Source organism: Streptomyces rubrogriseus, assembly GCF_027947575.1.
GTDB lineage: Bacteria > Actinomycetota > Actinomycetes > Streptomycetales > Streptomycetaceae > Streptomyces > Streptomyces rubrogriseus.
This window is the reverse complement of record NZ_CP116256.1, coordinates 1,172,471-1,194,386: the sequence shown is the minus strand read 5'-3', so window position 1 is coordinate 1,194,386 and position 21,916 is coordinate 1,172,471. Positions and strand designations below refer to the sequence as shown.

The 21,916-nt window shown below is 75.1% G+C and carries 19 protein-coding genes and 2 pseudogenes; 10 read left to right on the top strand and 11 right to left on the bottom strand.

Annotated features, from left to right (window positions below):
• Window positions 1-113 precede the first annotated feature (113 nt).
• A complete protein-coding gene (gene chpF / locus Sru02f_RS05250) occupies window positions 114-386 on the top strand; it encodes a chaplin ChpF (RefSeq protein ID WP_109032860.1) in 273 nt (90 codons plus the stop codon).
• A 91-nt stretch (window positions 387-477) separates the two neighbouring features.
• Here chpF and Sru02f_RS05245 read toward each other — a convergent pair whose 3' ends face one another.
• From Sru02f_RS05245 to chpG, 6 genes are all read right to left on the bottom strand, one after another.
• On the bottom strand, window positions 478-1,344 hold the full coding sequence (locus tag Sru02f_RS05245; protein WP_109032859.1) for a tyrosinase family protein: 867 nt from the start codon (window positions 1,342-1,344) through the stop codon (window positions 478-480).
• On the bottom strand, window positions 1,328-1,897 hold the full coding sequence (locus tag Sru02f_RS05240; protein ID WP_109032858.1) for a tyrosinase family oxidase copper chaperone: 570 nt from the start codon (window positions 1,895-1,897) through the stop codon (window positions 1,328-1,330). The genes Sru02f_RS05245 and Sru02f_RS05240 overlap by 17 nt, the downstream gene beginning before the upstream one ends.
• A gap of 118 nt (window positions 1,898-2,015) precedes the next feature.
• A complete protein-coding gene (locus Sru02f_RS05235) occupies window positions 2,016-2,531 on the bottom strand; it encodes a hypothetical protein (protein WP_109032857.1) in 516 nt (171 codons plus the stop codon).
• Window positions 2,532-2,635: 104 nt separating this feature from the next.
• On the bottom strand, window positions 2,636-2,938 hold the full coding sequence (locus tag Sru02f_RS05230) for a hypothetical protein (protein ID WP_109032856.1): 303 nt from the start codon (window positions 2,936-2,938) through the stop codon (window positions 2,636-2,638).
• A 179-nt stretch (window positions 2,939-3,117) separates the two neighbouring features.
• A complete protein-coding gene (locus Sru02f_RS05225) occupies window positions 3,118-3,882 on the bottom strand; it encodes a hypothetical protein (RefSeq protein ID WP_109032855.1) in 765 nt (254 codons plus the stop codon).
• 275 nt (window positions 3,883-4,157) lie between these two features.
• Complete coding sequence (gene chpG / locus Sru02f_RS05220) at window positions 4,158-4,397, bottom strand: chaplin ChpG (protein WP_030179666.1); 240 nt, start codon at window positions 4,395-4,397, stop codon at window positions 4,158-4,160.
• A 253-nt stretch (window positions 4,398-4,650) separates the two neighbouring features.
• On the opposite strand from chpG, the pseudogene Sru02f_RS05215 reads away from it, so the two are divergent.
• The 7 genes and pseudogenes from Sru02f_RS05215 (at window position 4,651) to Sru02f_RS05180 (ending at window position 14,468) form a co-directional block, all read left to right on the top strand.
• Window positions 4,651-5,978 (top strand): annotated as a pseudogene (locus Sru02f_RS05215) (glycosyltransferase).
• Entirely contained in the window at window positions 5,975-7,429 is a 1,455-nt protein-coding gene (locus Sru02f_RS05210) for an exopolysaccharide biosynthesis polyprenyl glycosylphosphotransferase (protein WP_109032853.1), read from the top strand. Before Sru02f_RS05215 ends, Sru02f_RS05210 begins: the two are co-directional and overlap by 4 nt.
• A 62-nt stretch (window positions 7,430-7,491) precedes the next feature.
• A pseudogene (locus Sru02f_RS38105) lies at window positions 7,492-10,691 on the top strand (lipid II flippase MurJ); the annotation flags it as partial.
• Between the two features lie 31 nt (window positions 10,692-10,722).
• Complete coding sequence (locus Sru02f_RS05195) at window positions 10,723-11,412, top strand: polysaccharide deacetylase family protein (RefSeq protein ID WP_109032851.1); 690 nt, start codon at window positions 10,723-10,725, stop codon at window positions 11,410-11,412.
• 10 nt (window positions 11,413-11,422) lie between these two features.
• On the top strand, window positions 11,423-12,607 hold the full coding sequence (locus tag Sru02f_RS05190; RefSeq protein ID WP_109033088.1) for a glycosyltransferase: 1,185 nt from the start codon (window positions 11,423-11,425) through the stop codon (window positions 12,605-12,607).
• Complete coding sequence (locus Sru02f_RS05185) at window positions 12,604-13,323, top strand: YveK family protein (RefSeq protein ID WP_109032850.1); 720 nt, start codon at window positions 12,604-12,606, stop codon at window positions 13,321-13,323. The genes Sru02f_RS05190 and Sru02f_RS05185 overlap by 4 nt, the downstream gene beginning before the upstream one ends.
• Window positions 13,320-14,468 carry a GNAT family N-acetyltransferase gene (locus Sru02f_RS05180; RefSeq protein WP_109032849.1) on the top strand — a complete coding sequence of 383 codons (1,149 nt, stop codon included), beginning with the start codon at window positions 13,320-13,322 and terminating at the stop codon, window positions 14,466-14,468. Before Sru02f_RS05185 ends, Sru02f_RS05180 begins: the two co-directional genes overlap by 4 nt.
• 37 nt (window positions 14,469-14,505) lie before the next feature.
• Here the strand turns inward: Sru02f_RS05180 and Sru02f_RS05175 are convergent, their stop codons facing one another.
• On the bottom strand, window positions 14,506-15,729 hold the full coding sequence (locus Sru02f_RS05175) for a glycoside hydrolase family 26 protein (protein ID WP_109032848.1): 1,224 nt from the start codon (window positions 15,727-15,729) through the stop codon (window positions 14,506-14,508).
• A 178-nt stretch (window positions 15,730-15,907) separates the two neighbouring features.
• On the opposite strand from Sru02f_RS05175, the gene Sru02f_RS05170 reads away from it, so the two are divergent.
• Entirely contained in the window at window positions 15,908-17,206 is a 1,299-nt protein-coding gene (locus Sru02f_RS05170) for a carboxylate--amine ligase (protein WP_109032847.1), read from the top strand.
• A gap of 78 nt (window positions 17,207-17,284) precedes the next feature.
• Here the strand turns inward: Sru02f_RS05170 and chpA are convergent, their stop codons facing one another.
• From chpA to rdlA, 3 genes are all read right to left on the bottom strand, one after another.
• Window positions 17,285-18,079, bottom strand: a complete 795-nt coding sequence (gene chpA, locus Sru02f_RS05165) for an LAXTG-anchored chaplin ChpA (protein WP_280524902.1) — start codon at window positions 18,077-18,079, stop codon at window positions 17,285-17,287.
• Between the two features lie 151 nt (window positions 18,080-18,230).
• Window positions 18,231-18,458, bottom strand: a complete 228-nt coding sequence (gene chpD / locus Sru02f_RS05160) for a chaplin ChpD (RefSeq protein ID WP_064727947.1) — start codon at window positions 18,456-18,458, stop codon at window positions 18,231-18,233.
• A gap of 287 nt (window positions 18,459-18,745) precedes the next feature.
• A complete protein-coding gene (rdlA, locus tag Sru02f_RS05155) occupies window positions 18,746-19,141 on the bottom strand; it encodes a rodlin RdlA (protein ID WP_003976082.1) in 396 nt (131 codons plus the stop codon).
• Between the two features lie 262 nt (window positions 19,142-19,403).
• Here rdlA and rdlB point away from each other — a divergent pair, with 262 nt between their 5' ends.
• Window positions 19,404-19,796, top strand: a complete 393-nt coding sequence (gene rdlB, locus Sru02f_RS05150) for a rodlin RdlB (protein ID WP_164271876.1) — start codon at window positions 19,404-19,406, stop codon at window positions 19,794-19,796.
• A gap of 82 nt (window positions 19,797-19,878) precedes the next feature.
• Here rdlB and Sru02f_RS05145 read toward each other — a convergent pair whose 3' ends face one another.
• Window positions 19,879-21,807 (bottom strand): AMP-dependent synthetase/ligase, encoded by a 1,929-nt coding sequence (locus Sru02f_RS05145; RefSeq protein ID WP_109032845.1) that lies wholly within the window; start codon window positions 21,805-21,807, stop codon window positions 19,879-19,881.
• Between the last annotated feature and the right edge of the window lie 109 nt (window positions 21,808-21,916).

Sequence of the window (21,916 nt, the reverse complement as noted above, 5' to 3'; positions counted from 1 at the left end):
CAAAACGGGTGATCCGCACATTCCCCCCGTGACCCGCTGCGACCGGGTGCGTTGAACCGGCAGTGCGGCGGCGCGTCCTGCCGCCGCGCTCCCCGAGTCAGAAGGAGAACGTGATGTCTCGCATCGCGAAGGCCGCCGGTGTCGCCCTGGGCACCGGAGCCGTGGTGCTCAGCGGCACCGGCATGGCCATGGCGGACGCGGGCGCGGCGGGCGCGGCCGTCGGCTCGCCCGGTGTCCTGTCCGGCAACGTCGTCCAGATCCCGGTGCACGTGCCGGTGAACGTCTGCGGCAACACCATCGACGTGATCGGCCTGCTGAACCCGGCCTTCGGCAACACCTGCGAAAACGGCGACGACGACGACAAGAGCGGCGGCTACGGCGGCTGAGTCCGCAAGACGCCCGAGGAGCCCCGGCCGTCCCGGCCGGGGCTCCTCCCGTACCCGGGACCGATGTGCTCGCGCCCCGGGGCGGATGTGCTCAGGCGTAGCGGTAGATCCGGCCGACGTCCTCCAGTTCGTCCGGTGTCACGTCCCACGGCGGCAGCTTCTCGTGCCGTGCGACGATCCGCCCGCGCTGTGCGCTGCCCCGGCCGGGCGGCTCGGCGGGCAGGTAGCGGGCGCCGCGGTGGCGGGCCTGCCAGCGGGACCACTGGAGGTCGACGAAGGCGTGGTGCAGCCAGAACACCGGGTCGTTGACGGAGGCGCCGCCGACCATGGCCCCGCCGACCCATCGGTGGACCCGGTTGTGGTTGCGCCAGGACACGCTGCCGCGGCCCGCCCCCCACCCCTCCAGTTTGTTGCGGAACCCCTTGCGGACGGTGGAGTCGTAGGGCGAGGTGTCGTACTTCGGGTCGTCCAGCGCCCATTCCAGGTCGCTCTTGGAGGGCAGGCCGAGGGGGTCGGCGGAGCGTCCGAGGTCCCGGGTGAGGTACTCGGTGTCGGTGACGTTCTCCCTGATGGTCCAGTTGCCCTCGGCGTGGGCGAAGGGGCCGGTGGTCACCCGGTGGTCGGACCGCCGCCCGGTGCCGCCGAGGAGGTCGGCGGTCCAGGGCGCCGACTTGGCGCTGCGGTCCTTCGTCCAGTCCCAGTACGGCACCGTGACCGACGGGTCCACCCGGCGCAGCGCCTCCTCCAGGTCCAGCAGGAACCGGCGGTGCCAGGGCAGGAAGGACGGCGCCATGTGCGCCGTACGCAGGCCGTTCTCGCCGTCGGAGACGTAGTACTCGATGTGGGTGCGCACGAACTCGTCGTACTCCCCGCGTCGCTTGATCTCCAGCAGCGCGTTGACGAACCGCCGCTTCTCGGTGCGGGTCAGCGTGCTGACGTCCTTACGCGTGTACGCCATGCCGCCCCCCGGAGTGCCGGCCGTGGTCCGTGGACGGGGTGTCGCGCAGGTGCTCACCGGGACCGAGTTCGTCGACGGCGCCGCGGGCCGCGGCGAGCGGGGTGGGGTACGACCGGTAGTGGTCGACCATGCTCAGCCAGCTGCCGTCCGCCCGGCGCATCAGGTGCAGCGGCCGGCCGTCCACGGTGACCTGCCAGGTACCGGCGCCCACCGCCCGCCCCGCGGCCGAGCGGATGCCCCGGATGCGCCGGCCGCGGTAGGTCTCGTCGAAGGCGGCGCCCTCGACCCCCTGGGCCGCCCCTTCAACGGACTCGGCGGACTCGGCGGCGTGCGGCCCGGGGTGGGCGGGTCGCGGTCCGGTGGTGGCGGCCTCCGCGGCCCCGGAGGGGCGCGAGGCGGCGATCAGGGGCGCCAGGCCGACGGCGAGGGCCGGGGCGAGCAGCCCCCGCATCACCTGCCGTCGGGTGCCGGACGCCGGCCCGCCTCTCGCCGCGTCCTCCGCCGCGTACTCCCGCTCGGCGCCGTTCGCCGTCGTGCCCGCGTTGCCGACCATGGCTCACTCCTCTTCCGGTTCGGTTGGTCCGCACCGCTAACCGAACGGCGGGCCCCGCGGTCACCACCCGCAGGGCCACTCGGAGCACGGCCGCTCCGGGGAGCGAGGCCGCCGGGGGCTACCGGCCCGGCCCGACGCCCAGGTCGGCCACCGGAACCGTCTGGACCACCGGGGCGAGCACGCCGACCTCGGGAAGCTTGGGCGCCGGCAGGCCGAGGGCCTCGGGGTTCGGCGCGGTGAGCGGGGCGTCCAGGGACAGTCCCGGCGCCAGGGTGCGCAGTCCGGCGGCGGGGGCGTCGACACCGGCGTGGTCGAAGTCGTCGCCGAGGACGTGCGGCAGCGGCTGGCGCACGTCGACGCCGGGCAGCCCGCCGCGCACCGGCAGTTGCGGCAGCGTCCGCTCCGGCAGCAGCCGGCCCTCGACGTACCGCGGGCCCTCCGGCGCGCCCGCCGTCGGCACGGGCAGCTCCCCGGCCACCTCGGGCAGCTCCATGCCGAGGGCCGTCTCCGCACCGCCCAGCGGCACCGGCACGGGAACCGCGCGGGCCGCGGCGGCGGGGGTCGCGGCTACGCCGACGGCGGCGGCCACACCGGTGACCACGGCGGCCAGGGTTCGTCTGGTGGTCGGCTTCATGACAGGCACGGTCCCTTTCGAGAAGGCGGGGGGTTCGGCTTCGGGAAGGCGGGAGGTACGGCTCCGGACGGCGGAAGCAGGACGGACAGCGGGAGCGGGGTGGCTCAGCCGCCCAGCGGAAGGCCGCCCAGCAGGCCGTTCGCGGAGTTCAGCTTCGTGGTGGCGCCCTTCACGGTGTGCAGCACGGAGTCCTTGTTCTCGGTGTCCAGCGCGTCGGACCGCCCTTCCGACTGGTGCTTGATCGGCATGACGTCGATGGGCTCCGCGGTCAGCGCGTTCACGGCGCCGTTGAGGCTGGTGGGCGTGAGCGCGGCGGTGTCGGCGGCGTCGTAGGCGAACGCGGGCACGGCGGAGCCGGCGGCGACCAGGGAACCGGCGACGACTGCGGCGGCCTTGAGGGACTTCATCATGTTCCTTTCTTCGGCGACCCGTGTCACCGGAGGGTGTGCTGACGCCCTCCTTAACGACCTGCGCCGGGCCCGGAAACTCCGCCGTCCGGAAGACATATGAGATCTCCGGGCACGGAAAGGGCCGCCGCACCTCCGAAAGGGGGAGGCGCGACGGCCCGGGACGCCGTGAGCGGGCGTCAGGAGGGGTCCGCCGGTGCGGCGGCCTCCGGAGCGGCCGCCTCCGGCGTCGTGGCCTCCGGCGCGGTCGGTACGCCGGGCAGGCCGGCCAGGTCCGCGGCGGGCAGCCCGTTGCCGACCATGGTGGCGGCGACGACGTTGACGATGCCGGTCATCAGTTCCTTGACGGCCGGGGTCACCTGCTCGGCGGTACCGGAGGTGGTGGCCTTGACCAGGGCGTCGATCTGCTTCTGCAGCGCGGCGTTCGCGGACGCCGTCAGGTCGGACGCCGCCGCCGTGCCGTCGTCGCTCTGCGCCGTCACGGGCGCGGGGAGCGTGACCGGGGTGTCGCTCCCGGCCTCCGGCGCGGTCACGGCCGACGGCTGGGCCGGGGTGGTCGTGCCGGGGGTGGTCGTGCCGGGCGTGGTCGTTTCCGGGGTGGTCGCCGCGTCGTCGGCGTCCGTGTCCGCCGCGTCCGCCTTGGCGAGGGCGTCCTTGACGGCGGCGGAGAGCTTGTCGGCGTCCGTGGCGGAGAGCCGGCCGTCGTCGGCCTCGAGGATGGCGCCGAGCATGTCGGTGACGGGCGTGAGCAGGTCGCCCAGACCGGCCAGGCTGCCGACCTGGCTCTGCAGTTCCTCGGCGTCGGGGAGGGGCGCGCGGGACGCCGCGTGGGTGCGTTCCCGGACCGAGTCGCCGTCGGCCGCCATCACCGCCGGACCGGAGATACCGATCAGCAGGCCGGCGCAGAGAGCGGAGGTGGCGATTCGCCGTGCGGGCAGACGCATGGGGGTTCCTTTCGGTGGTGCGTCGGATGTTGTGCCCACCGTGGAAGCGCCCTCGGCGCTCTGCAACGCAGGCGGCGGCCCGGGGCGCCCGCCCGCCCTGCTCAGGGGCCGCGTCTTACCTGGTGAGACGCCCTGTCAAGGTCCGTGCGCCGTGTCGCGGCCCGGTCCCCCCATTCGGGGCAGCACACCGCCGTCCGCCCGGCAACGCGAACCGGCCGCCCGCTCGCGGAGGAACCGCGGTACGGACGGCCGGTGCGGCAAGTGGTGAGCCGACGTCAGTCGTTCTCGCACTCGTTGCCGAACGCCGGGTTCAGCAGGCCGATGATGTCGATGGTGTTGCCACAGACGTTGACCGGGATGTGGACCGGGACCTGCACCACGTTGCCGGACAGGACGCCCGGGGAGTGGGCGGCGGCGGCCTGCGCGCCGCTGTCGGCGGCGGCGACACCGGCGGTGCCCGCCACCGCGGCGGCGGCGACGGAGGTCAGGGCCAGGCCCTTCGCGATACGCGACATGGAGAAGTGCTCCTTGGGGTTGTACACACATCCGGGCGGCTGCCCGGCGCAGTGTCAACGCGTGGCACGGGCGCGAGTTGTGCCGCCAAAGGGGTGATCTGGCGAATTACCGGCGTTCACAAATCCAACACACTTACCCGATTTCGCCGTATTAGTACGGATAGCAGCTAGAGTCCCACACCATTCGACGCACCCGTTCGACGCACCGTTCGACGCATCCCGTTCGACGCACCCGTATGGCGAGGAAACGCGCATGCACCTGCCACCGACCGGCTTACGGCCACGGGTTCTGCACCTCACCCAACCGGTGGACGGCGGGGTCGCCCGGGTGGTGGCGGACCTGACGCGGGCTCAGCTCGCCGCCGGACTGCGCGTCGTGGTCGCCTGCCCTGCCGGGGGCCTCGCCGACCGGCTGCGTGCGCTCGGCGCCGATGTGCGGCACTGGCCGTCGACCCGCTCGCCCGGCCCGGCGCTGGCGGAGGAGGTACGGCGGCTCGTGCGCGTGGTCGAGGACGTACGGCCCGACCTGGTGCACGCGCACAGCGCCAAGGCCGGTCTGGCCGGGCGGCTCGCCGTACGGGGCCGGATCCCGACCGTGTTCCAGCCGCACGCCTGGTCGTTCGAGGCGGTCGGCGGGGCCGCCGGGCTCCTCGCGCTCGGCTGGGAGCGGTGGGCGGCGCGCTGGACGGCGCGAACGGTGTGCGTGAGCGAGGCGGAACGGCTGCGGGGGACACGGGCCGGGCTGCGCGGGCCCTGGACGGTGATCCCGAACGGCATCGACCTCGCCGGCCCGTCCGCCGACGCCCCCGGCGAGGCCCCGCCGACGCACCCGCCGACGCGGCCGGTGTGCGGCGGCTCCACGGCGTCGGCTCCCACGCGCCGCTGGTGGTCTGCGTGGGCCGACTGTGCCGGCAGAAGGGCCAGGATGTCCTGCTGAGCGCCTGGGAGTCCGTGCTCGCGCGGGTGCCGGGCGCCCGGCTGGTCCTCGTGGGCGACGGCCCGGACCGCGCCCGGCTGACCGCGCGGGCCCCGGCGTCCGTGCTGTTCACGGGGACCGTCGCCGACGCGGCCCCCTGGTACCGGGCCGCCGACCTGGTCGTCCTGCCGTCGCGTTGGGAGGGCATGGCACTGGCCCCGCTGGAGGCGATGGCCTGCGGGCGGCCCGTGGTGGTGACCGACGTGGACGGTGCCCGCGAGGGCCTGCCGCCCGCTCTCGTACCGCACTGTGTGGTGCCGCCCGAGGACCCGGCGGCGCTGGCCGACGCCGCCGCCGCGCTGCTGCTCGACGCGCCGCTTCGGGCGTCGCTCGGCCGCCGGGGGCGGGCGCACGTGCGGTCCGCGCACGACGTACGGCACACGGCTGCGGCGGTGGCGGCCCTGTACGGCGATCTCTTGTACGGCGACCTCCCGGATGGCGTACGTCCCCCGCCCGCGGCGCACACCGCCGACGGCACCGGCGACAGCGCCGGCGAAGGCGCCGGGGACCGCTTCGGGGACATCGGCGACATCGGCGACAGGCCCGCGGCCGTGCGGCGGCCGGCCGTCGTGCCCATCGAGTGCAGGGAGTCCACCTACCCGTGAGCGCGGAAAGCACCGTCCCCTCCCCCGCCGGCCAGTCGCGCGACCTCGGCTCCTCCTCCGTCTCGGTGCTGCCGCCGCGCGACGGCACCGCGGGCCCGCGGCTGCCCGACCGGCGGCCCGCACCCCGGCAGGACTTCCCGCTGCCGCTGCTCGTCGCGGACGGCACGGCGGCCCTGCCGGGCTCGCTGGTCCTCGCCGGCACCCCGCACCAACCGCTGCTCACGGCCCTGCTGGTCGCCGCCTCGCTCCTGCTGCGCCCGCGTTCGTCCCGGCGGATCCCCGGCGCGCTGGACGACCTGCCCGCCCTGTGCGGCCGGATCGCGGTGGTGTGGCTGGTGCTCGCGGCGCTCCTCGCGGCGTACGCCCCCGCGCACGCGCTGTCCGCGCGCACCCTGTGCGCCGGTTTCCTGCTGCACGCGGTGACGGGCTGCGCCGGCCGGGGCGCGGTACACCGCAGACACCGTGCGGCGCTCCTGAACCGCCCTCGCGCCGCCCTGGTCGTCGGTCCCGCCGCGACCGCGCAGCGGGTGGCCTCGGCGCTGCTGCGCCACCCGCGCTGCGGGCTGCGCCCGGTCGGGATCGTCACCGGCGGCCCCGGCGGCACCACGGGCCTGCCGGTGCTGTCCACGGACGAGGAGGTGCGGCGGGCGGCCGTCCAGAACGGCGTCCGGGACGTCCTGGTCGCCGGCTCCCCGGTGAACCACTCCGCACGGCCCCGGCAGGCGGCGCTGCTGCGGACGCTGGCCGAGTCGGGGTGCGCGGTGTGGGAGCTGGACGCCGAGGCCCCCGAACACGCCGACGCCCCGGCCCGCCCGGCCGGGGACCGGATCGCCGGGTTCCCCTGCCGGCGCCTGGAACCGGCGGCACGGCGCCCCGGCAGCGCGGGCAAGCGGATCCTCGACGTGACGGTGTCGGGGGTGCTGTTGCTGCTGCTGAGCCCCCTGCTGCTGGCCTGCGCGGCGGCGCTGCGGGTGGTGGGCGGTCCCGGGGTGCTGTTCCGGCAGGAGCGGGTCGGGGAGGGCGGCAGGCCCTTCACGCTGCTGAAGTTCCGCACCCACCGCCCGGCCGACGAGCACGAGGCGGCGACCCGGTGGAGCGTGGCGGACGAACGCCGGATGCCGTGGTTCTGCCGCTTCCTGCGGCGCACCTCGCTGGACGAGCTGCTCCAGCTGTGGAACGTCTTCCGGGGCGACATGAGCCTGGTCGGCCCGCGTCCCGAACGCCCGTACTTCGTGGCCCGGTTCAGCCAGACCCACCCCGGCTACGCGGCCCGCCACCGGGTGCCGGCCGGGATCACGGGCCTGGCCCAGATCAACGGGCTGCGCGGCGACACCTCCATCGAGGACCGGGCCCGCTTCGACAACGCCTACATCGACGACTGGTCGCTGTGGCGGGACGTCTGCATCCTGCTGCGCACGGCCGCCGCGCTCGTGCGTCCCACGGGGAGCTGACCCAGGTGGCCCACGCCCTGCCCCTCCCGCCGACGGTGCGCGTACGGCGGCTGCCGCCCGTGCTGGCCGTGGTCGCGGTCGTCGCGCTGCTCGCGCTGCCGCTCTCCCCGGACGGCGGGGCTGGCGCGCACCCGGCCGACGCGGTCTCCGCGCTGGCGGTGCTGTACTGCGCGCTGCGGCTGGTACGGGACCGGCGGCGCCCCTGTCCCGTACGGCGGCCGTGGTGCTCGGGCTGCCCGTGCTCGGCCTCGCGGCCGCCGCGGCCGGCGCCGTGTCGCCGGGGGCCGGCCTCGCGGGCCTCGGCCGCTACCTCCAGGTCTTCGTCCTGGTCCCGGCCGCCGTCCTGCTGCTCGTCCGCGACCGGGCCGACGTGCGGCTGCTCACCTGGTCGATGGTGGGGCTGGCCCTGTGGCAGGGGGCGCTCGGGGTGCACCAGTACGCGACCGGGACCGGTGCGTCCTACCAGGGCGAGCGGATCCGGGCGGTGGGCACCTTCGGGCCGCAGGACGTGATGGGGATGGCGACCGTGGTCTCCCTGGGGCTGGTCTGCGCGGTGGGGCTGGCGCTGGGCCGGACGCCGGCGCGGCAGCGGCTGTTCGCCGCCGGGTGCGCGCTCGTCCTGCTGCTGCCGCTCGCCCTGTCGTTCAGTCGCGGGGCGTGGATCGCGACGGCGGTGACCTGCGCGGTGCAGCTGCTCCTCGCCGGGGTGCGCAGGGCGCTGGCGGTGGGGGCGGCCGCGGTCGCGGCGGCGGTGGTGCTGGTGGGCGGCTTCGGGGTCGGTACGGCGATGCTCCAGGAACGGGTCGGCTCCATCACGCAGGTCGCGGACGCCCCCGACCAGTCGGTGACCGACCGGTACACGATGTGGGCGGCGGCGGCCGGCATGTGGCGGGAGCGGCCGCTGACCGGCGTGGGGCTGAAGGGCTTTCCCGAACACCGTGACGCGCACGCCTCGCTGGCGCTGTCCTCGGGCAGCGAGACGGACGGCGCGGGTGCCGGGTACCGCAGGCAGCCGCTGCTCTCCCCGCACAACATGTACCTGCTGGTGCTGGCCGAGCAGGGACTGATCGGGCTGCTGGCGCTCGCCGGGAGCTGGCTGGCGCTGCTCGTGCTGGGCCTGCGCCGGCTGCGCGCCGCCCGCCGGGCACACGGAGCGGTGCCGGACTGCGCGTTCGTCGCCTGCGGGCTGCTGGTGTGGCAGCTGACCGACTTCGCGTACGCCGACATCGGCGGGCCGTCGACCGTGCTGACGGCGGTCTGCCTCGGGCTGGCGGCCTGGTGGGCGCTGGGCATCCGTACCCGGGAGGTGGCGGAGCGGTGACGGCACGCGGGGCGACGGGGGCGGGCGGTGCGGACGGTACGGCCGAGGACGCCGTCCCACCGGCCCGCGCCGCCGCGCCGGGGGCGAGCAGCGGGGGCGCGGCGGCCGCGGCCCCCACAGCGGCCACCGTGGACCACGCATCGCTCGTCGGCGTCCGGACCGATACACGCACGGCGGTCGCCCGGACCGCCGTGTCCTCGACGGGCACGCGGACGGCCGCCCCCGACACCGCGGCCGCCGTCGAGGAGGGGCGGTCCTCAGGGGGATTCCTCGCCCGCGCCGCCCTCGTGACGGCCGTGCTCTCGGTGGCCGGGTCGGTGCTCGGGCTGGTCCGGGACCAGGCGCTGGCCCGGTTGTTCGGGGCCGGCGGCGAGACGGACGCCTTCCTGGTGGCGTGGACGGTGCCGGAGTTCGCGGCGACGCTGCTGATCGAGGACGGGCTGGCCTTCGCCCTGGTCCCGATGTTCAGCCTGGCGCTGGCCCGCCGCGCCCGGGGCGCCCCGGGCGACCAGGTCCGCGCGCTGGTCGCCTCGACGCTGCCCCGGCTGGCCCTGGCCTTCGCCGCCGTCGGCGCACTGGTCGCCGCGGCCGCTCCGGTGCTGGTCAGGGCCTTGGCACCGGGGTTGCCCGACCAGGCCCTCGCGGTGGACTGCACCCGGCTCACCGCCACCTGCGTCGTCAGCTTCGGGCTCGCCGGGTACTGCAGCGCCGCGCTGCGGGCGCACCGCCGTTTCCTGGCACCGGCGGCGATCTACGTCGCCTACAACACCGGCATCATCACGGCGATGTTCGTGCTGGGCGGGCGCTGGGGGGTGCGCTCGGCGGCGGTCGGGGTCGCGGTGGGCGGCGTCCTGATGGTGGCGGCGCAACTGCCGTCGCTGCTCGGGCAGCTGCGCCGCCGGGGCGGCGGCGGGCGCCCGCCGGGCACCGGGGACGACGCGCGTCCCCTCGCCCTCGCCCTGTTCGCCACCGTCCTGCTGTTCGCCCTGTGCCGCCAGTCCCAGGTGCTCATCGAGCGCTTCCTCGCCTCCGGGCTCCCCTCCGGAGCCATCTCGCACCTGAACTACGCGCAGAAGGTCGCCCAGATCCCCATGACGCTGTCGCTGATGCTGTGCACGGTCACCTTCCCGGTGGTCGCCCGCGCGCTGGCCGACGGCGACACGGAACGGGCCCGCGACCGGGTCGAGCGGGACGTGGCGCTGGCGGCCGCCGTGGTGCTCCTCGGCGCGGCCGTCGTCGTGGCCTGCGCGCCGCAGATCGTCCAACTGCTTTTCCAGCGCGGTGCGTTCACGGCGGCGGACACGGCGGCGACCGCGGGCGTCATGCGTGTGTACGCCCTCGGGCTGCTCGGCCAGACCGTGGTGGGCGCGCTGGCCCGGTCGTACTTCTCCGCGGGCCGCGCCTCGTGGTACCCGTTCGGCGCGATGGGGGTCGGTGTCACCGTCACCGCCGTCGTCGGTGCCGCCGCGGTCGGCCCGTGGGGCGTGACCGGCATCGCCGCCGCCAACGCCGCCGGCATCACCGTCACCGCCGCCCTGCTGCTCGCCGGGATGGGCCCGCGCAGCGTGCCGGTGCGGGTCCGGCGGGTCCTGGGCGAACTGGGCCTAGCCCCTGCTGGCGGCGGCCGTGGCCACCGGCGCGGGCGCGCTGGCCGCGGACCGGGTCGCCGACGCCGGTGCCGCCGTTTCGCGGACCGCCCTCCCGCCGGCCGTCGGCGCCGCCACCGTCGGCGGTGTCTTCGTCGTCCTCTGCCTGGCCCTCGGCGTCCGGGGCCCGGGCTCCGTCGCCACGTCCGCTAAGTTCGCTACATCCGCTACGTCCGCTACGTCCGCTAGGTCGACTGTCCGTCTCCTCCGCCCCGTCACACGAAGGCTCCCTACCCGAAGGCTCCCTCATGGCCGTTTCCGCTTCCGGTTCCCCTTCCGCGACACCGACCGCTGACGCCCGACCCGGCCCCGTCCCCTGGGTGGCGATGTACCACTCCGTCGGCGACCGCTCGGACGACCCGTACCGCATCACGGTCACGCCCGACCGGCTGGACGCGCAGCTGGGCTGGCTGCGGCGGCGCGGGCTGCGCGGCGTGCCGGTCGGCGAGCTGCTGGCCGCCCGCGCCCGGGGCGGCGGCCGGGACCTGGTGGGGCTGACCTTCGACGACGGGTACGCCGACTTCGTCGAGCACGCGCTGCCGTGCCTGCGGCGCCACGGCTGCGGGGCGACCCTCTTCGTGCTGCCGGGGCGGCTCGGCGGCGTCAACTCCTGGGACCCGCTGGGCCCGCGCAAACCGCTGCTGACCGCCGACGGCATCCGGCGGGCCGCCGCCGAGGGCGTCGAGATCGGCTCGCACGGCCTCACCCACGTCGACCTCACCACGGCGGACGACGCCGTGCTGGGCGCCGAGACCGCCGGGAGCAGAGCACTGCTCGCGGAGCTGGTCGGCGCCCCGGTCACCGGCTTCTGCTATCCGTACGGCACGGTCGACGCCCGCGCCGCCGACGCCGTGCGCGCCGCCGGTTACGCCTACGCCTGCGCCATCGACCCCGGCCCGCTGACCGGCCCGTACGCCCTGCCGCGCGTGCACGTGGGCCAGAACGACACACCCGTACGGCTGTTGCTGAAGACCCGGCTGCACCGCCTGCGCCGCCGGGCCGCGGCGGGGGTGTGAGGTGGCGGACGTGAAGGCCCTGCACATCATCACGGGACTCGGCGTCGGCGGCGCCGAGCAGCAGCTGCGGCTGCTCCTGCGTCACCTGCCCCTCGCCTGCGACGTCGTGACGCTCACCAACCCCGGCCCGGTCGCCGACGGGCTGCTGGCCGACGGCGTGCACGTCGTCCACCTCGGCATGACCGGCAACCGCGACCTGGCCGCGCTGCCCCGCCTGGCCCGCCTGATCCGCACCGGCGGCTACGACCTGGTGCACACCCACCTCTACCGCGCCTGCCTCTACGGCCGGATCGCCGCCCGGATGGCCGGGGTGCGCGCGGTCGTCGCCACCGAACACTCCCTGGGCGACTCCCAGATGGAGGGCCGCCCGCTCACCCCGGGCGTCCGCGCCCTGTACCTGGCCGGGGAGCGCCTGGGCAGCGCCACGGTCGCCGTCTCCCCCACCGTCGCCGACCGGCTGCGCCGCTGGGGCGTGCCCGCGCCCCGCATCGAGGTGGTGCCCAACGGCATCGACCTGGCCCGCTTCCGCTTCGACCCGGTCCGCCGGCTGCGCACCCGGCGCCGCCTCGGCCTGCCCGAGGGCGCGTACGTCGTCGGCGGCGTCGGCCGGCTGACGGCGGCCAAACGCTTCGACGTCCTGGTCCGCGCCCTGGCCCTGCTGCCGCCCGACTGCTGGCTGCTGCTGGTCGGCGGCGGCCCCCAGGAGCACCTGCTGCGCCGCACCGCCCGCGAGGCCGGGGTCGCCGACCGTGTCCTGCTCACCGGCGAACGCCCCTGCCTCCCCGACGGCTCCCCCGGCCCCGACCTGCCCGCCCTCGCCGCCGCGATGGACGTCCTCGCGTCGCCGTCGCCGGAGGAGGCCTTCGGCCTGGCCGTCGTGGAGGGGCTCGCGTCGGGGCTGCCGGTGCTGTACGCCTCCTGCCCGGCGATCGAGGACCTGCCCCCCGAGGCGGCGCCCACGGCACGGCGGGTCGCCGGTGGTGCCTCGGAGTTCGCGCGCGCCCTGGCCGAGACCCGCGCGTCGCACGGCCCGGTCCCCGGCATGCGCACCGTGCCCGAGGCGGCCCGCCACTACTGCGTCACCCGCAGCGCGGCCCGGCTGATGGACGTGTACGCGACCGCCCTCACCCGACCGCTGCCTCCGCCCCCGCCTCCGTCACCGTCCCCGGCATCCCAGGGAGTCACCCCCGCATGACCGTGCCCCTCACCCACTCCCCGGCCGCGCCCGCGACGGAAGAAGAGCCCCCGCCCCCCGCACGGCGGCACCGCGTCCGGGCCGCCCTGCGCCGGGTCCCGCGCCGCCTGCGCTCCCTGCCGCCGTGGTCCCCGCTCGCGGCCGGCGTCCTCGCCGGCGGGCTGCTCGGCGCCGGGTACGGCCTGCTCACCACCCCGCAGTACACGGCGACCGGTTACGTCGTCGCCGTCCCCGCCGACCAGTCCGACCCGGCGTCCGCGCTGGGCTTCGCGCAGGCCTACGGCCGGGTGGCCACACAGCTCGCGGTGCTCGGGGACGCGCAGATGTGGGCCCACGTGCCGGTGGCGACCCTGGAGCGGAGCGTGCGCACCGCGACCTCGCCGGACGCGCCGATGGTCTCGGTGACGGCCACCTCCGCCGACCCGGAGCAGGCCGCCGACATGGCCAACGCCGTCGCCCGCGCCCTGACCCGGCACGCGGCGGACTCCGCCGCCGACACCCACGTGGAACTGCGGCAGTTCGCCCGGGCCACCGAGCCCACCGAACCGTCTTCGGCGTCCACCGCCGTGACGGGCCTGGTGGGCGCGAGCGCGGGCGGACTCCTCGGCGGGCTGGCCCTGCTGGTCCGGCCGCGCCGCGCCGCACGGGAGGCCGGCCGCGCGGCGGCGCCCGTACCCGGACCGGCACCGGCGGCCGACGTCCGCGGACAGCTGTGACGTACCGCAGGCCGCCGCACCCGGGCACGCTGCCGCCCGGTCACAGCGTCGAACTGGTCACCGACGAGGGCGCCTTCGCCGAGCTGGCCCCGCAGTGGCGGCGGCTGTACGGCCGGTGCGCCGCCGCGACCCCGTTCCAGAGCCACGCCTGGCTGCACTCCTGGTGGCGTTCGTACGGTGCGGCCGGGCGGCTGCGACTGGTGCTGGCCCGCGAGGGCGGCGAACTGGTCGGCGCGGCACCGCTGACGCTCGTACGGCGCCCGGTCCCGGCGCTGGTGCCGCTGGGCGGGGCGATCTCGGACTACGGGGACGTCCTGCTGGACGACGAGCGCGGCCCGGACGCGGTGGCCGCGCTCGCCGCGGGCCTCGCTGCGGTGGCCCGCACCGCGCTGGTCGACCTGCGCGAGGTACGGCCGGGCGCCGCCGCCGAACGGCTCTACGCACACTGGCACGGGCCACGGCACCGGCTCGCGGACTCGCTCTGCCTGGAACTGCCCGCCCTGCCCATGGACGAGCTGGTCGCCCGGCTGCCCTCGGCCAAGGCCAGGCAGCGGGTCCGCGCCCAGCTGCGCCGCCTGGACGCGCTCGGCGTCAAGGGCCGTCCCGTGCTGCCCGACGAGACGGAGGCGGCGCTGCGCCGGCTCCTCGACCTGCACCGGTTGCAGTGGCGGGGGCGGAAGGTGACCGGCGAGCACCTGCGGACCCGCTTCCGTGAGCACCTGGTGCGGGCGGTGGGGCCGATGGTGCGGTCCGGGGACGCGGTGGTCACCGAGTTCCGGATGGCCGACGAGGTGGTGGCCGTGGACGTGACGCTGCTGGCCCACCGGCTGGCCGGGGGCTATCTGTACGGCGCGCATCCCCGGCTGCGGGAGCGGAAGGCGGACGTGGCGGTGATGCTGCTGGACACGTGCGCCGGGTACGCCCGTGCCCCGGGGCGCGGCGCGCTCAGCCTGCTGCGCGGCAACGAGCCGTACAAGCACCACTGGCGTCCGGAACCGGTACCGAACCAGCGGCTGCTGCTGGCCCGCCGCCGCACGGCCCCGCTGCTGGCGGCGGCGCTGGCCGACGCCGCCGCCCGACGGCGGGGCAAGGAGCTGCTGCGGCGGCGGGCGGAGCGGAGGGAGCGCGACGGTGGCGGCACCTGACCGGTCCGGCCGCCACCGCGGCACCCTGCGCACGCCGCTACTTGTCCCGCGCGTACCAGTCCAGGCGCATGCACAGCTTCCCGCCGAGCCAGTACTCGACCCAGTCGCCCAGCTCCAGCGGCGAGCAGCCGGCCGGGGGCTCGGGCACGGTGGACGACACCGGGGGCACGGGCGGCGCGGTGGGAGTCGTGGGCGGGGTGGGTGTGGTGGGCTCCGGGGGTGTCGGGGCCGTCGGCTCGGGCTCGTCGCTGCGGCCGAAGAGCACGGACCGGTAGACGGCCGTGGAGCGGGGATTGTCGTCGCACTGCCACACACCGTGCGGGCAGTAGTCGGTGACCGTGTTGTACACGGGCTTGTGCTCGTCCATCCAGGCGAGCATGCGCCGCATGTAGGCGGCGTTGTCGCCGTTGCGGAACAGTCCCCATTCCGGGTAGGAGACGGGCTTGCCGTGCGCCTTCGCGAAGTCCACGTGCGCCTGGAGCCCGTACGGCTCCGTCACCTGTTCGTCGAAGGACATGCCGCGCGGCTGGTCGTAGGAGTCCATGCCGATGATGTCGACGGTGGCGTCGCCGGGATAGCACTGCGTCCAGGGCACGGCGTCCCGGCCCCGGCTCGGCGCGAAGTCGAACCGGAACTTCTGCCCGGGCACCGCGCGCATGGTGGTGACGATCCGGTTCCAGTACGTCTTCCACGCCTCGGGGTCCGGCCCGCAGCGGTGGGTGTAGGTGGTGCCGTTCATCTCCCAGCCGAGCACCAGGACCGTGTCCGGCACCTTGAGGGCGACCAGGCGTTCGGCCAGGGCGCGGAAGTGGTGGTCGAAGCGTCCGGCGGCGCCCTGGCGCAGCAGGTCGCGCACCTCGTCGTCGTCGACGTGCGCCTCGTTGCGCTCCATCATGGGCACGTTGAGGACGAGCATCCGGTCGGCCTTGCGGGTGCGCCAGTCGGCCCACACGTCGAGGAAGCCGGGGGCGCCCTCGATGTTGCTCCAGCGGTCGCCGGGCAGGTAGGTGTGGCCGACGCGCAGTTCGGCGCCGCCCAGCCAGTGGCTCAGCGCGGCCATCCGGGCCACGCCGCGCGGGCCGTAGTCCAGGTACGCGCCGAAGGCGGGGGTGGGCTTCGGGCCGGGCCCGGGTTCGGGCGCGGCCGGTTCGCCGGCGGCGGCACCGGGGCCCGCGGCCAGGAACGCCGCCGCCGCGATCACCGCCGCCGCGGCGCGCGCCGGACGCCGCCCGGACCGGGTCCGTGACTGCCGTGCGGCCATACCGGCCTCCTTTGTTCTCTCCGGCCTGTCGCCGTGGATCGCTCCCCGTTATTGACACCCAGTCATATGAAATGCCGTCACGCCACCGCTGTTACGGCTTTCGAGTGCGCCGATCGCCCGCACCGGTGAACCAAATCGGCAGCCGCTCGAACGAGCCCGAAACCGAAGGAAGTCTCCCGTGTCGCTGTTCGACACCCGTGTCCCCGCCGTTCTGCTGCGGATCGACCGGAATCCCTTTCACCACGGAACGCTGGGTGCCGTGCGCTCGCTCGGCCGCGCGGGGGTGGACGTGCACGTGGTCGCCGACTGCGCGGACAGCCCGGTCCGCGCCTCCCGTTACCTGAGCGGGCTGCACACCCCGCCGCCGCCCGGCGCGCCGCCCGCCGAGATCGCCGCGGCGCTGCGCCGGGTAGCCGCGCGGATCGCGCGGCCCGCCGTGCTGATTCCGATGGACGACGCGTGTGCCGTGGCGGTGGGCCGGGCGCGGACGGAGCTGGCCCCCTCGTATCTGCTGCCCGACCAGCCGGGCGAGCTGCCCGCGCGCGTGGCCGACAAGGCCGAACTGGCCGGTGTGTGCGCGGCCCTGGACGTCCCGCACCCCGAGACCCTGGTGCCGGACGGCGCGGCGGAGGCGGCGCGGGCGGCGTGGCGGCTGGGACTGCCGGTGGTGGCGAAGTGGAGCCGCCCCTGGCTGGTGCCCCCGGGCGGCGGGCTGCGCAGCACGGTGCTGGTGCGCTCGGCGCGGGAGGCCGGGGAGCTGTACCTGCGGGCCGAGGAGGCGGGCAGCCGGCTGCTGCTCCAGGCGTTCCTGCCGCCGGGACCCGACCGGGACTGGTTCTTCCACGGGTACGCCGACCGCTTCGGCACGGTCCGGGCGGGCGGCCCCGGCCGCAAGACGCGGGCCAGGCCGCGCGGCGCCGGTCTGACGGCGGTGGGCCGCTGGACGCCGAACCCGCAGGTGCAGGCGCTCGCCGAGCGGGTCACCGCGGAGCTGGGCTACCGGGGCGTCTTCGACCTCGACTTCCGTCGCTGCGGCACGACGGGCCGCTACCACCTGCTCGACTTCAATCCGCGCCCCGGCGCCCAGTTCCGGCTCTTCGCCGACACCGCCGGACTGGACGTCGTACGGGCCCTGCACCTGGACCTGACCCACCGCCCGCTGCCGCAGGGGGCGCCGCGGCCGGGGCGGCTCTTCGTGGTGGAGAACTACGCGCCGCTGAGCGCGCTGCGTCCGGCCCGCGCGGGGTACGGGGGGCGCGAGCTGGCCTGGCACGCCCGGGACGACCGGGCGCCGGGCCGGGCGCTGTGGGCCCTGTGGGGCCGCCACGTGAGCGCCCGGCTGCGGGACCGCGCGCACCGGAGCGGCCCCCGGCCGGGCGCCTCGGTCCCGTCCGGCGCCCGCGTCGTACGCCAGGCCTCCGCCCCACCGGCGGACCACGCCGACCGTCCGGACGAGGACCGGGCGCGCAGCCGCTGAGCCGCGCGCACCGGGGAGACGACGACGCCCCCGGTGGCCCTTGCGGGTCGGCCGGGGGCGTCGGGGTGGCGGGTGGGGTCAGCGGCCGGTGAGGGCGCGGCCCCTGCGGTACAGGATCGCTCCGCCCGCGATCAGCACGGCACCGGCGGCCGCGGCGCCCAGCGTGCCCTCGCTGCCGGTCTCGGCCAGGGCGGGCGGCTGCTCCGTCTGGGGAGCCGGCGGGGTGTGCTCCTCCTCGGACGGCGGCGGGGGCTCCTCCTCGCCCGAGGGCGGCGGCGGCTCCTCGTGGGTGGGCGGCGGGGGCTCCTCCTCGCCGTAGCCGGGCGGCGTGGTGGGGGGCGGCGGCTCCTCCTCGCCGTAGCCGGGGGGCTCCTCCGCGTCGTTCTCGCACTTGTTGCCGAAGACCGGGTTCAGCGCGGCGATCACGTCGACGGTGTTGCCGCAGAGGTTGACCGGCACGTCGACCGGGACCTGCGCGTTGTTGCCGGAACCGACGCCGGGCGAGCCCTCGGTCGCGCCGTCCGCGTGGGCACCGGACGACGAGGCCGAAGTCGAGGACGAGGACGAGGACGAGGACGAGGACGAGGCGTCCTCGCCGTATCCGCCGCCGTTGCCGTCGGTCTTCTCGTCCGAGGTGTTCTCGCACTCGTTGCCGAAGGCCGGGTTCAGGGCGGCGATCACGTCGACGGTGTTGCCGCAGGCGTTCACGGGCACGTCGACGGGGACCTGGAGGGCGTTGCCGGACACGGCGCCCGGCGAGTTCGTGGCGGCCCCGTCCGCATGCGAGTCGGCAAGGGCGGGGCTGCCGCACAGGGAAAGGATGCCCGTCGCGGCGGCAGCCGCGACCATCCCCCTGCTCAGGGTCTGTCGCACTCTGGTTGTCTTCCTGCTTGGAGAGATGAGAGATGAGAGATGACCGGAGAACGCTCCGGGGGGACGGGCTGCAGAAAGGGGAAAAGCCGGCCCCGAACCAAACGAGTTGGCCAAGGCCGGCCGTGACGCAGCCGGTCGGTGCGGAACGACGTCAGTCGTTCTCGCACTCGTTGCCGAACGCCGGGTTCAGCAGACCAACGACGTTGATGCTGTTGCCGCACACGTTGACGGGAACGTGCACGGGAACCTGGATGACGTTGCCGGACAGGACGCCCGGGGAGCCTACGGCGGCACCCTCGGCGCCGGCGTCGGCGAAGGCCGGGGCGGCCATGCCGAGGGCCATGATCGCGCCCGCGACGACAGCAGCGCTCTTCTTCATGAACTTTCCCTTCTCTGCGGTCATGCCTGAATGACGGCCGAAACCGCGCGAGCACAGCATTGACGGCTCGCACCATGACCTGCAGCCTGCAAACGAGGAATTGACGGCCGGGGAAACTGACGAACGTGGGACACCCCGAAATTCACTCGGATGCCTCACGATCCGGTCCGGCCGTTCCCCCAGGAGAGCGACGACGTCGTTCCGCTCCCCGGCGAAATCCCGTCCCGTTCACGGCCGGGCGGCCCACGCGGAAGTCAGCGGGCCGCCCGTACCGGGCTGGGCTGGGCTCAGCGGCCCTCGCCGTTCGCCGACAGCACCGACAGGTCCTCCAGGACGTGCGACAGGGCGCCGTCCCGCTTGGCCTGCGTGGAGTTGTCCGCGCACTGCTGGTTCAGGTCGTCCGCCAGGACGTTGATGTCCTGGATCGGCACGAGGTTGATGACGGCGACGTTGACGTCCTCGACACCGAGGCACGGCTTGTTGAGCGTGCCCTCGACCAGCGACAGCTGGGGGCTCATGTCGCCCTTGGTGGCCGAGTTGCCGAACGCCGACTCGGCGCCGTTGCCGTTGGCCACGGCCGGCCCGTTGTCGTCCCCGATGGCCAGGGCCTGGGGAGCGGCGGCAGCCGACATGCCGATCACAGAAGCGGCAGCCGCCGCGGCGACCATTGCCTTCTTGAGCACTTCGCGTTCCTTTCGTCGTAGCGACGCACTGTCCTACGGCCTCATCAACCCGGTGCGCGATGATTGGTTGCGGGCGTTCACCCGGTTGGCCCGCACGGGATCTCAAAAACGCCGCAAAAATCCCCGGAATCCCGGGAGGAAACGCGGACCCGTACACATTTCCCGTTGTCCGCCGACGGAGTGAACGGGAGAAACCCGACCGGACTCACGGAGTTGACCAGTGAGCTCCGGTGGACGGGGTTTCCTCAGAAAGGACTGGCCAGTGATCAAGAAGGTAGTTGCCTACGCGGCGATCGCCGCCTCCGTCATGGGTGCCTCCGCTGCCGCGGCCCCGCAGGCGATGGCGATCGGCGACGACAGCGGGCCCGTCTCGGCCAACGGGAACGGCGCCTCGCAGTACTTCGGCAACTCGATGACCACGGGCAACATGAGCCCGCAGATGGCGCTCATCCAGGGCTCGTTCAACAAGCCGTGCATCGCGGTCAGCGACATCCCGGTCAGTGTCATCGGTCTCGTGCCGATCCAGGACCTGAACGTCCTGGGCGACGACATGAACCAGCAGTGCGCCGAGAACTCGACGCAGGCCAAGCGCGACGGTGCGCTGGCCCACCTCCTGGAGGACGTCTCGATCCTGTCCTCCAACGGCGAGGGCTGACATCGCCCCGGGGCGGGCCGCCGAGCACCTCGGCGGCCCGCCCTTTCGCATGCCCGGGGACGCGGGGACGCCGGGTCGCGGATCAGCGGCCCGGCGTGGCGTACAGCGCTTCGATGTCGTCCGCGTACGCCGCGACGGCCGCGTGCCGTTTCACCTTCAGGGACGGGGTCAGCAGGCCGTTCTCCTCGGTGAACTCGCCCTCGACCAGCCGGAACGCGCGGATCGACTCGGCCCGGGAGACGGCCGCGTTGGCGTGGTCCACGGCCTTCTGGACGTCCGCCCGCATCCTTTCGTCCCGTACGACCTCGGACATCGGCGTCTGCGCGGGCAGCCCGCGCACCGCCAGCCAGTGGGCGACGGCGTCCGGGTCGAGGGTGATCAGGGCGGCGACGAAGGGCCGGTTGTCGCCGACGACCAGGCACTGGGCGACGGGTGGGCGGCTGCGCAGGCGGTCCTCCAGGACGGCCGGGGAGACGTTCTTGCCGCCGGAGGTGACCAGGAGGTCCTTCTTGCGGCCGGTGATGGTGAGGTAGCCGTCGGCGTCGAGGGAGCCTAGGTCGCCGGTGGCGAACCAGCCGTCGGTGAGGGCCGCGTCGGTGGCCTCGGGGTTGCCCCGGTAGGCGCCGAAGACGATGCCGCCCTTGACGAGCACCTCGCCGTCGTCCGCGATGCGCACGGCGGTGCCGGGGACCGGCGGGCCGACGGTGCCGGGGCGGGGGCCGAGCGGCGGGACGATGGTGGCGGCCGCGGTGGTCTCGGTCAGGCCGTAGCCCTCGTAGATCATGATTCCGGCGGCGTAGAAGAACAGGTTGAGTTCGCTCTCCAGCGGGGAGCCGCCGCTGATGGCGTAGCGCATCCGGCCGCCCAGTTCCCTGCGCACCCGGCGGTAGACCAGCAGGTCGTACAGGGCCCAGCCGGCCCACAGGCCCGGGGTGGGGCCCTTGCCGCGGCCCAGGAAGCGGTGCAGGTGGGCGGCGCCGAAGCGGACGGCTAGGCGGTGGGCGCGTTCGAAGGAGGCGCCGCGGCCGATCTTCTCGGCGGTCGCCCGGCCGGTGTCGTGGATCTTCTCGAACAGGTACGGGACGCCGACCAGGAAGGTCGGGCGGAACGACTTGAGCGCGGGGCGCAGTTCGTCCGGCTTGATGCTCGGGAAGTGGCCGATCTCGATGCGGGCCAGCAGGCAGGAGATCTGGATGGTGCGGCCCAGGATGTGGGCCAGTGGCAGGAAGAGGAGGGTCGAGGCGGTCTGGCCGGTGACCTCCTTGAAGATCGGGTGCAGCAGCTCGACCGTGTTGGCCGCCTCGGCGTGCAGGTTGGCGTGGGTGAGGACGCAGCCCTTGGGGCGGCCGGTGGTGCCGGAGGTGTAGCAGACGGTGGCGACCGTGTCCGGGGTGAGGGCGGTGCGGCGCTTGGTGACCTCCTCGTCGCTCACGCCCCGGCCGAGGGCGGTGAGGTCGGCGAGCGCGCCGGCGTCGAGTTCCCAGACGCGCGGGCGCTCGGGGTGGTCGGCGGTGCCGGCCCGGACGGTGGCGGTGTTGGCGGCGGTCTCGGTGACGGCGTACCGGGCGCCGGAGTCGCGGACGATCCACTCGACCTGGTCGGCCGAGGAGGTGGCGTACACCGGGACGGTCTGGCCGCCGGCCGTCCAGATCGCGAAGTCCAGGACCGTCCACTCGTAGCGTGTGCGGGACATGACGGCGACCCGGCCGCCGGGTTCCAGGCCGGCGGCGATCAGGCCCTTGGCCACGGCGGTGACCTCGCGGGCGAACTCCTCGGCGGTGACGGGCCGCCAGACGCCGTCCACCTCGCGGCGCAGGACGACGGCGCCCGGGGCCTCGGCGGCGTTGGTGTACGGGATGTCGGCGGTGCTGCCCGTGGCGGGGCGGGACGCGAGGGCGGCTGTGCGGGCCTCGCGGACGGTGCCGTCCGCGTCCCTGACGGTCTCGGTCGTGGTGCGGGACGCGAGGTCGCCGCTCTCTCTCGCCCGTTTCAGGTCCCTGCGTACGCCCATGACGGCTCCCGGTCGCGGTCGGACTGCTGCGCTGTCGCGTGTACTCGGCTGCGAACTCACCTACGAACTTACTTCGGAGTAAACTTACTCACGCGTAAGGAAACGTCAA

What these genes read in the sequence shown, in the direction of transcription:
- chpF (WP_109032860.1), top strand. Translation starts at nt 114, where the DNA reads ATGTCTCGCATCGCGAAGGCCGCCGGTGTCGCCCTGGGCACCGGAGCC.
- Sru02f_RS05245 (WP_109032859.1), bottom strand. Translation starts at nt 1,344, where the DNA reads ATGGCGTACACGCGTAAGGACGTCAGCACGCTGACCCGCACCGAGAAG.
- Sru02f_RS05240 (WP_109032858.1), bottom strand. Translation starts at nt 1,897, where the DNA reads ATGGTCGGCAACGCGGGCACGACGGCGAACGGCGCCGAGCGGGAGTAC.
- Sru02f_RS05235 (WP_109032857.1), bottom strand. Translation starts at nt 2,531, where the DNA reads ATGAAGCCGACCACCAGACGAACCCTGGCCGCCGTGGTCACCGGTGTG.
- Sru02f_RS05230 (WP_109032856.1), bottom strand. Translation starts at nt 2,938, where the DNA reads ATGAAGTCCCTCAAGGCCGCCGCAGTCGTCGCCGGTTCCCTGGTCGCC.
- Sru02f_RS05225 (WP_109032855.1), bottom strand. Translation starts at nt 3,882, where the DNA reads ATGCGTCTGCCCGCACGGCGAATCGCCACCTCCGCTCTCTGCGCCGGC.
- chpG (WP_030179666.1), bottom strand. Translation starts at nt 4,397, where the DNA reads ATGTCGCGTATCGCGAAGGGCCTGGCCCTGACCTCCGTCGCCGCCGCC.
- Sru02f_RS05195 (WP_109032851.1), top strand. Translation starts at nt 10,723, where the DNA reads ATGTACCACTCCGTCGGCGACCGCTCGGACGACCCGTACCGCATCACG.
- Sru02f_RS05185 (WP_109032850.1), top strand. Translation starts at nt 12,604, where the DNA reads ATGACCGTGCCCCTCACCCACTCCCCGGCCGCGCCCGCGACGGAAGAA.
- Sru02f_RS05175 (WP_109032848.1), bottom strand. Translation starts at nt 15,729, where the DNA reads ATGGCCGCACGGCAGTCACGGACCCGGTCCGGGCGGCGTCCGGCGCGC.
- chpD (WP_064727947.1), bottom strand. Translation starts at nt 18,458, where the DNA reads ATGAAGAAGAGCGCTGCTGTCGTCGCGGGCGCGATCATGGCCCTCGGC.
- Sru02f_RS05145 (WP_109032845.1), bottom strand. Translation starts at nt 21,807, where the DNA reads ATGGGCGTACGCAGGGACCTGAAACGGGCGAGAGAGAGCGGCGACCTC.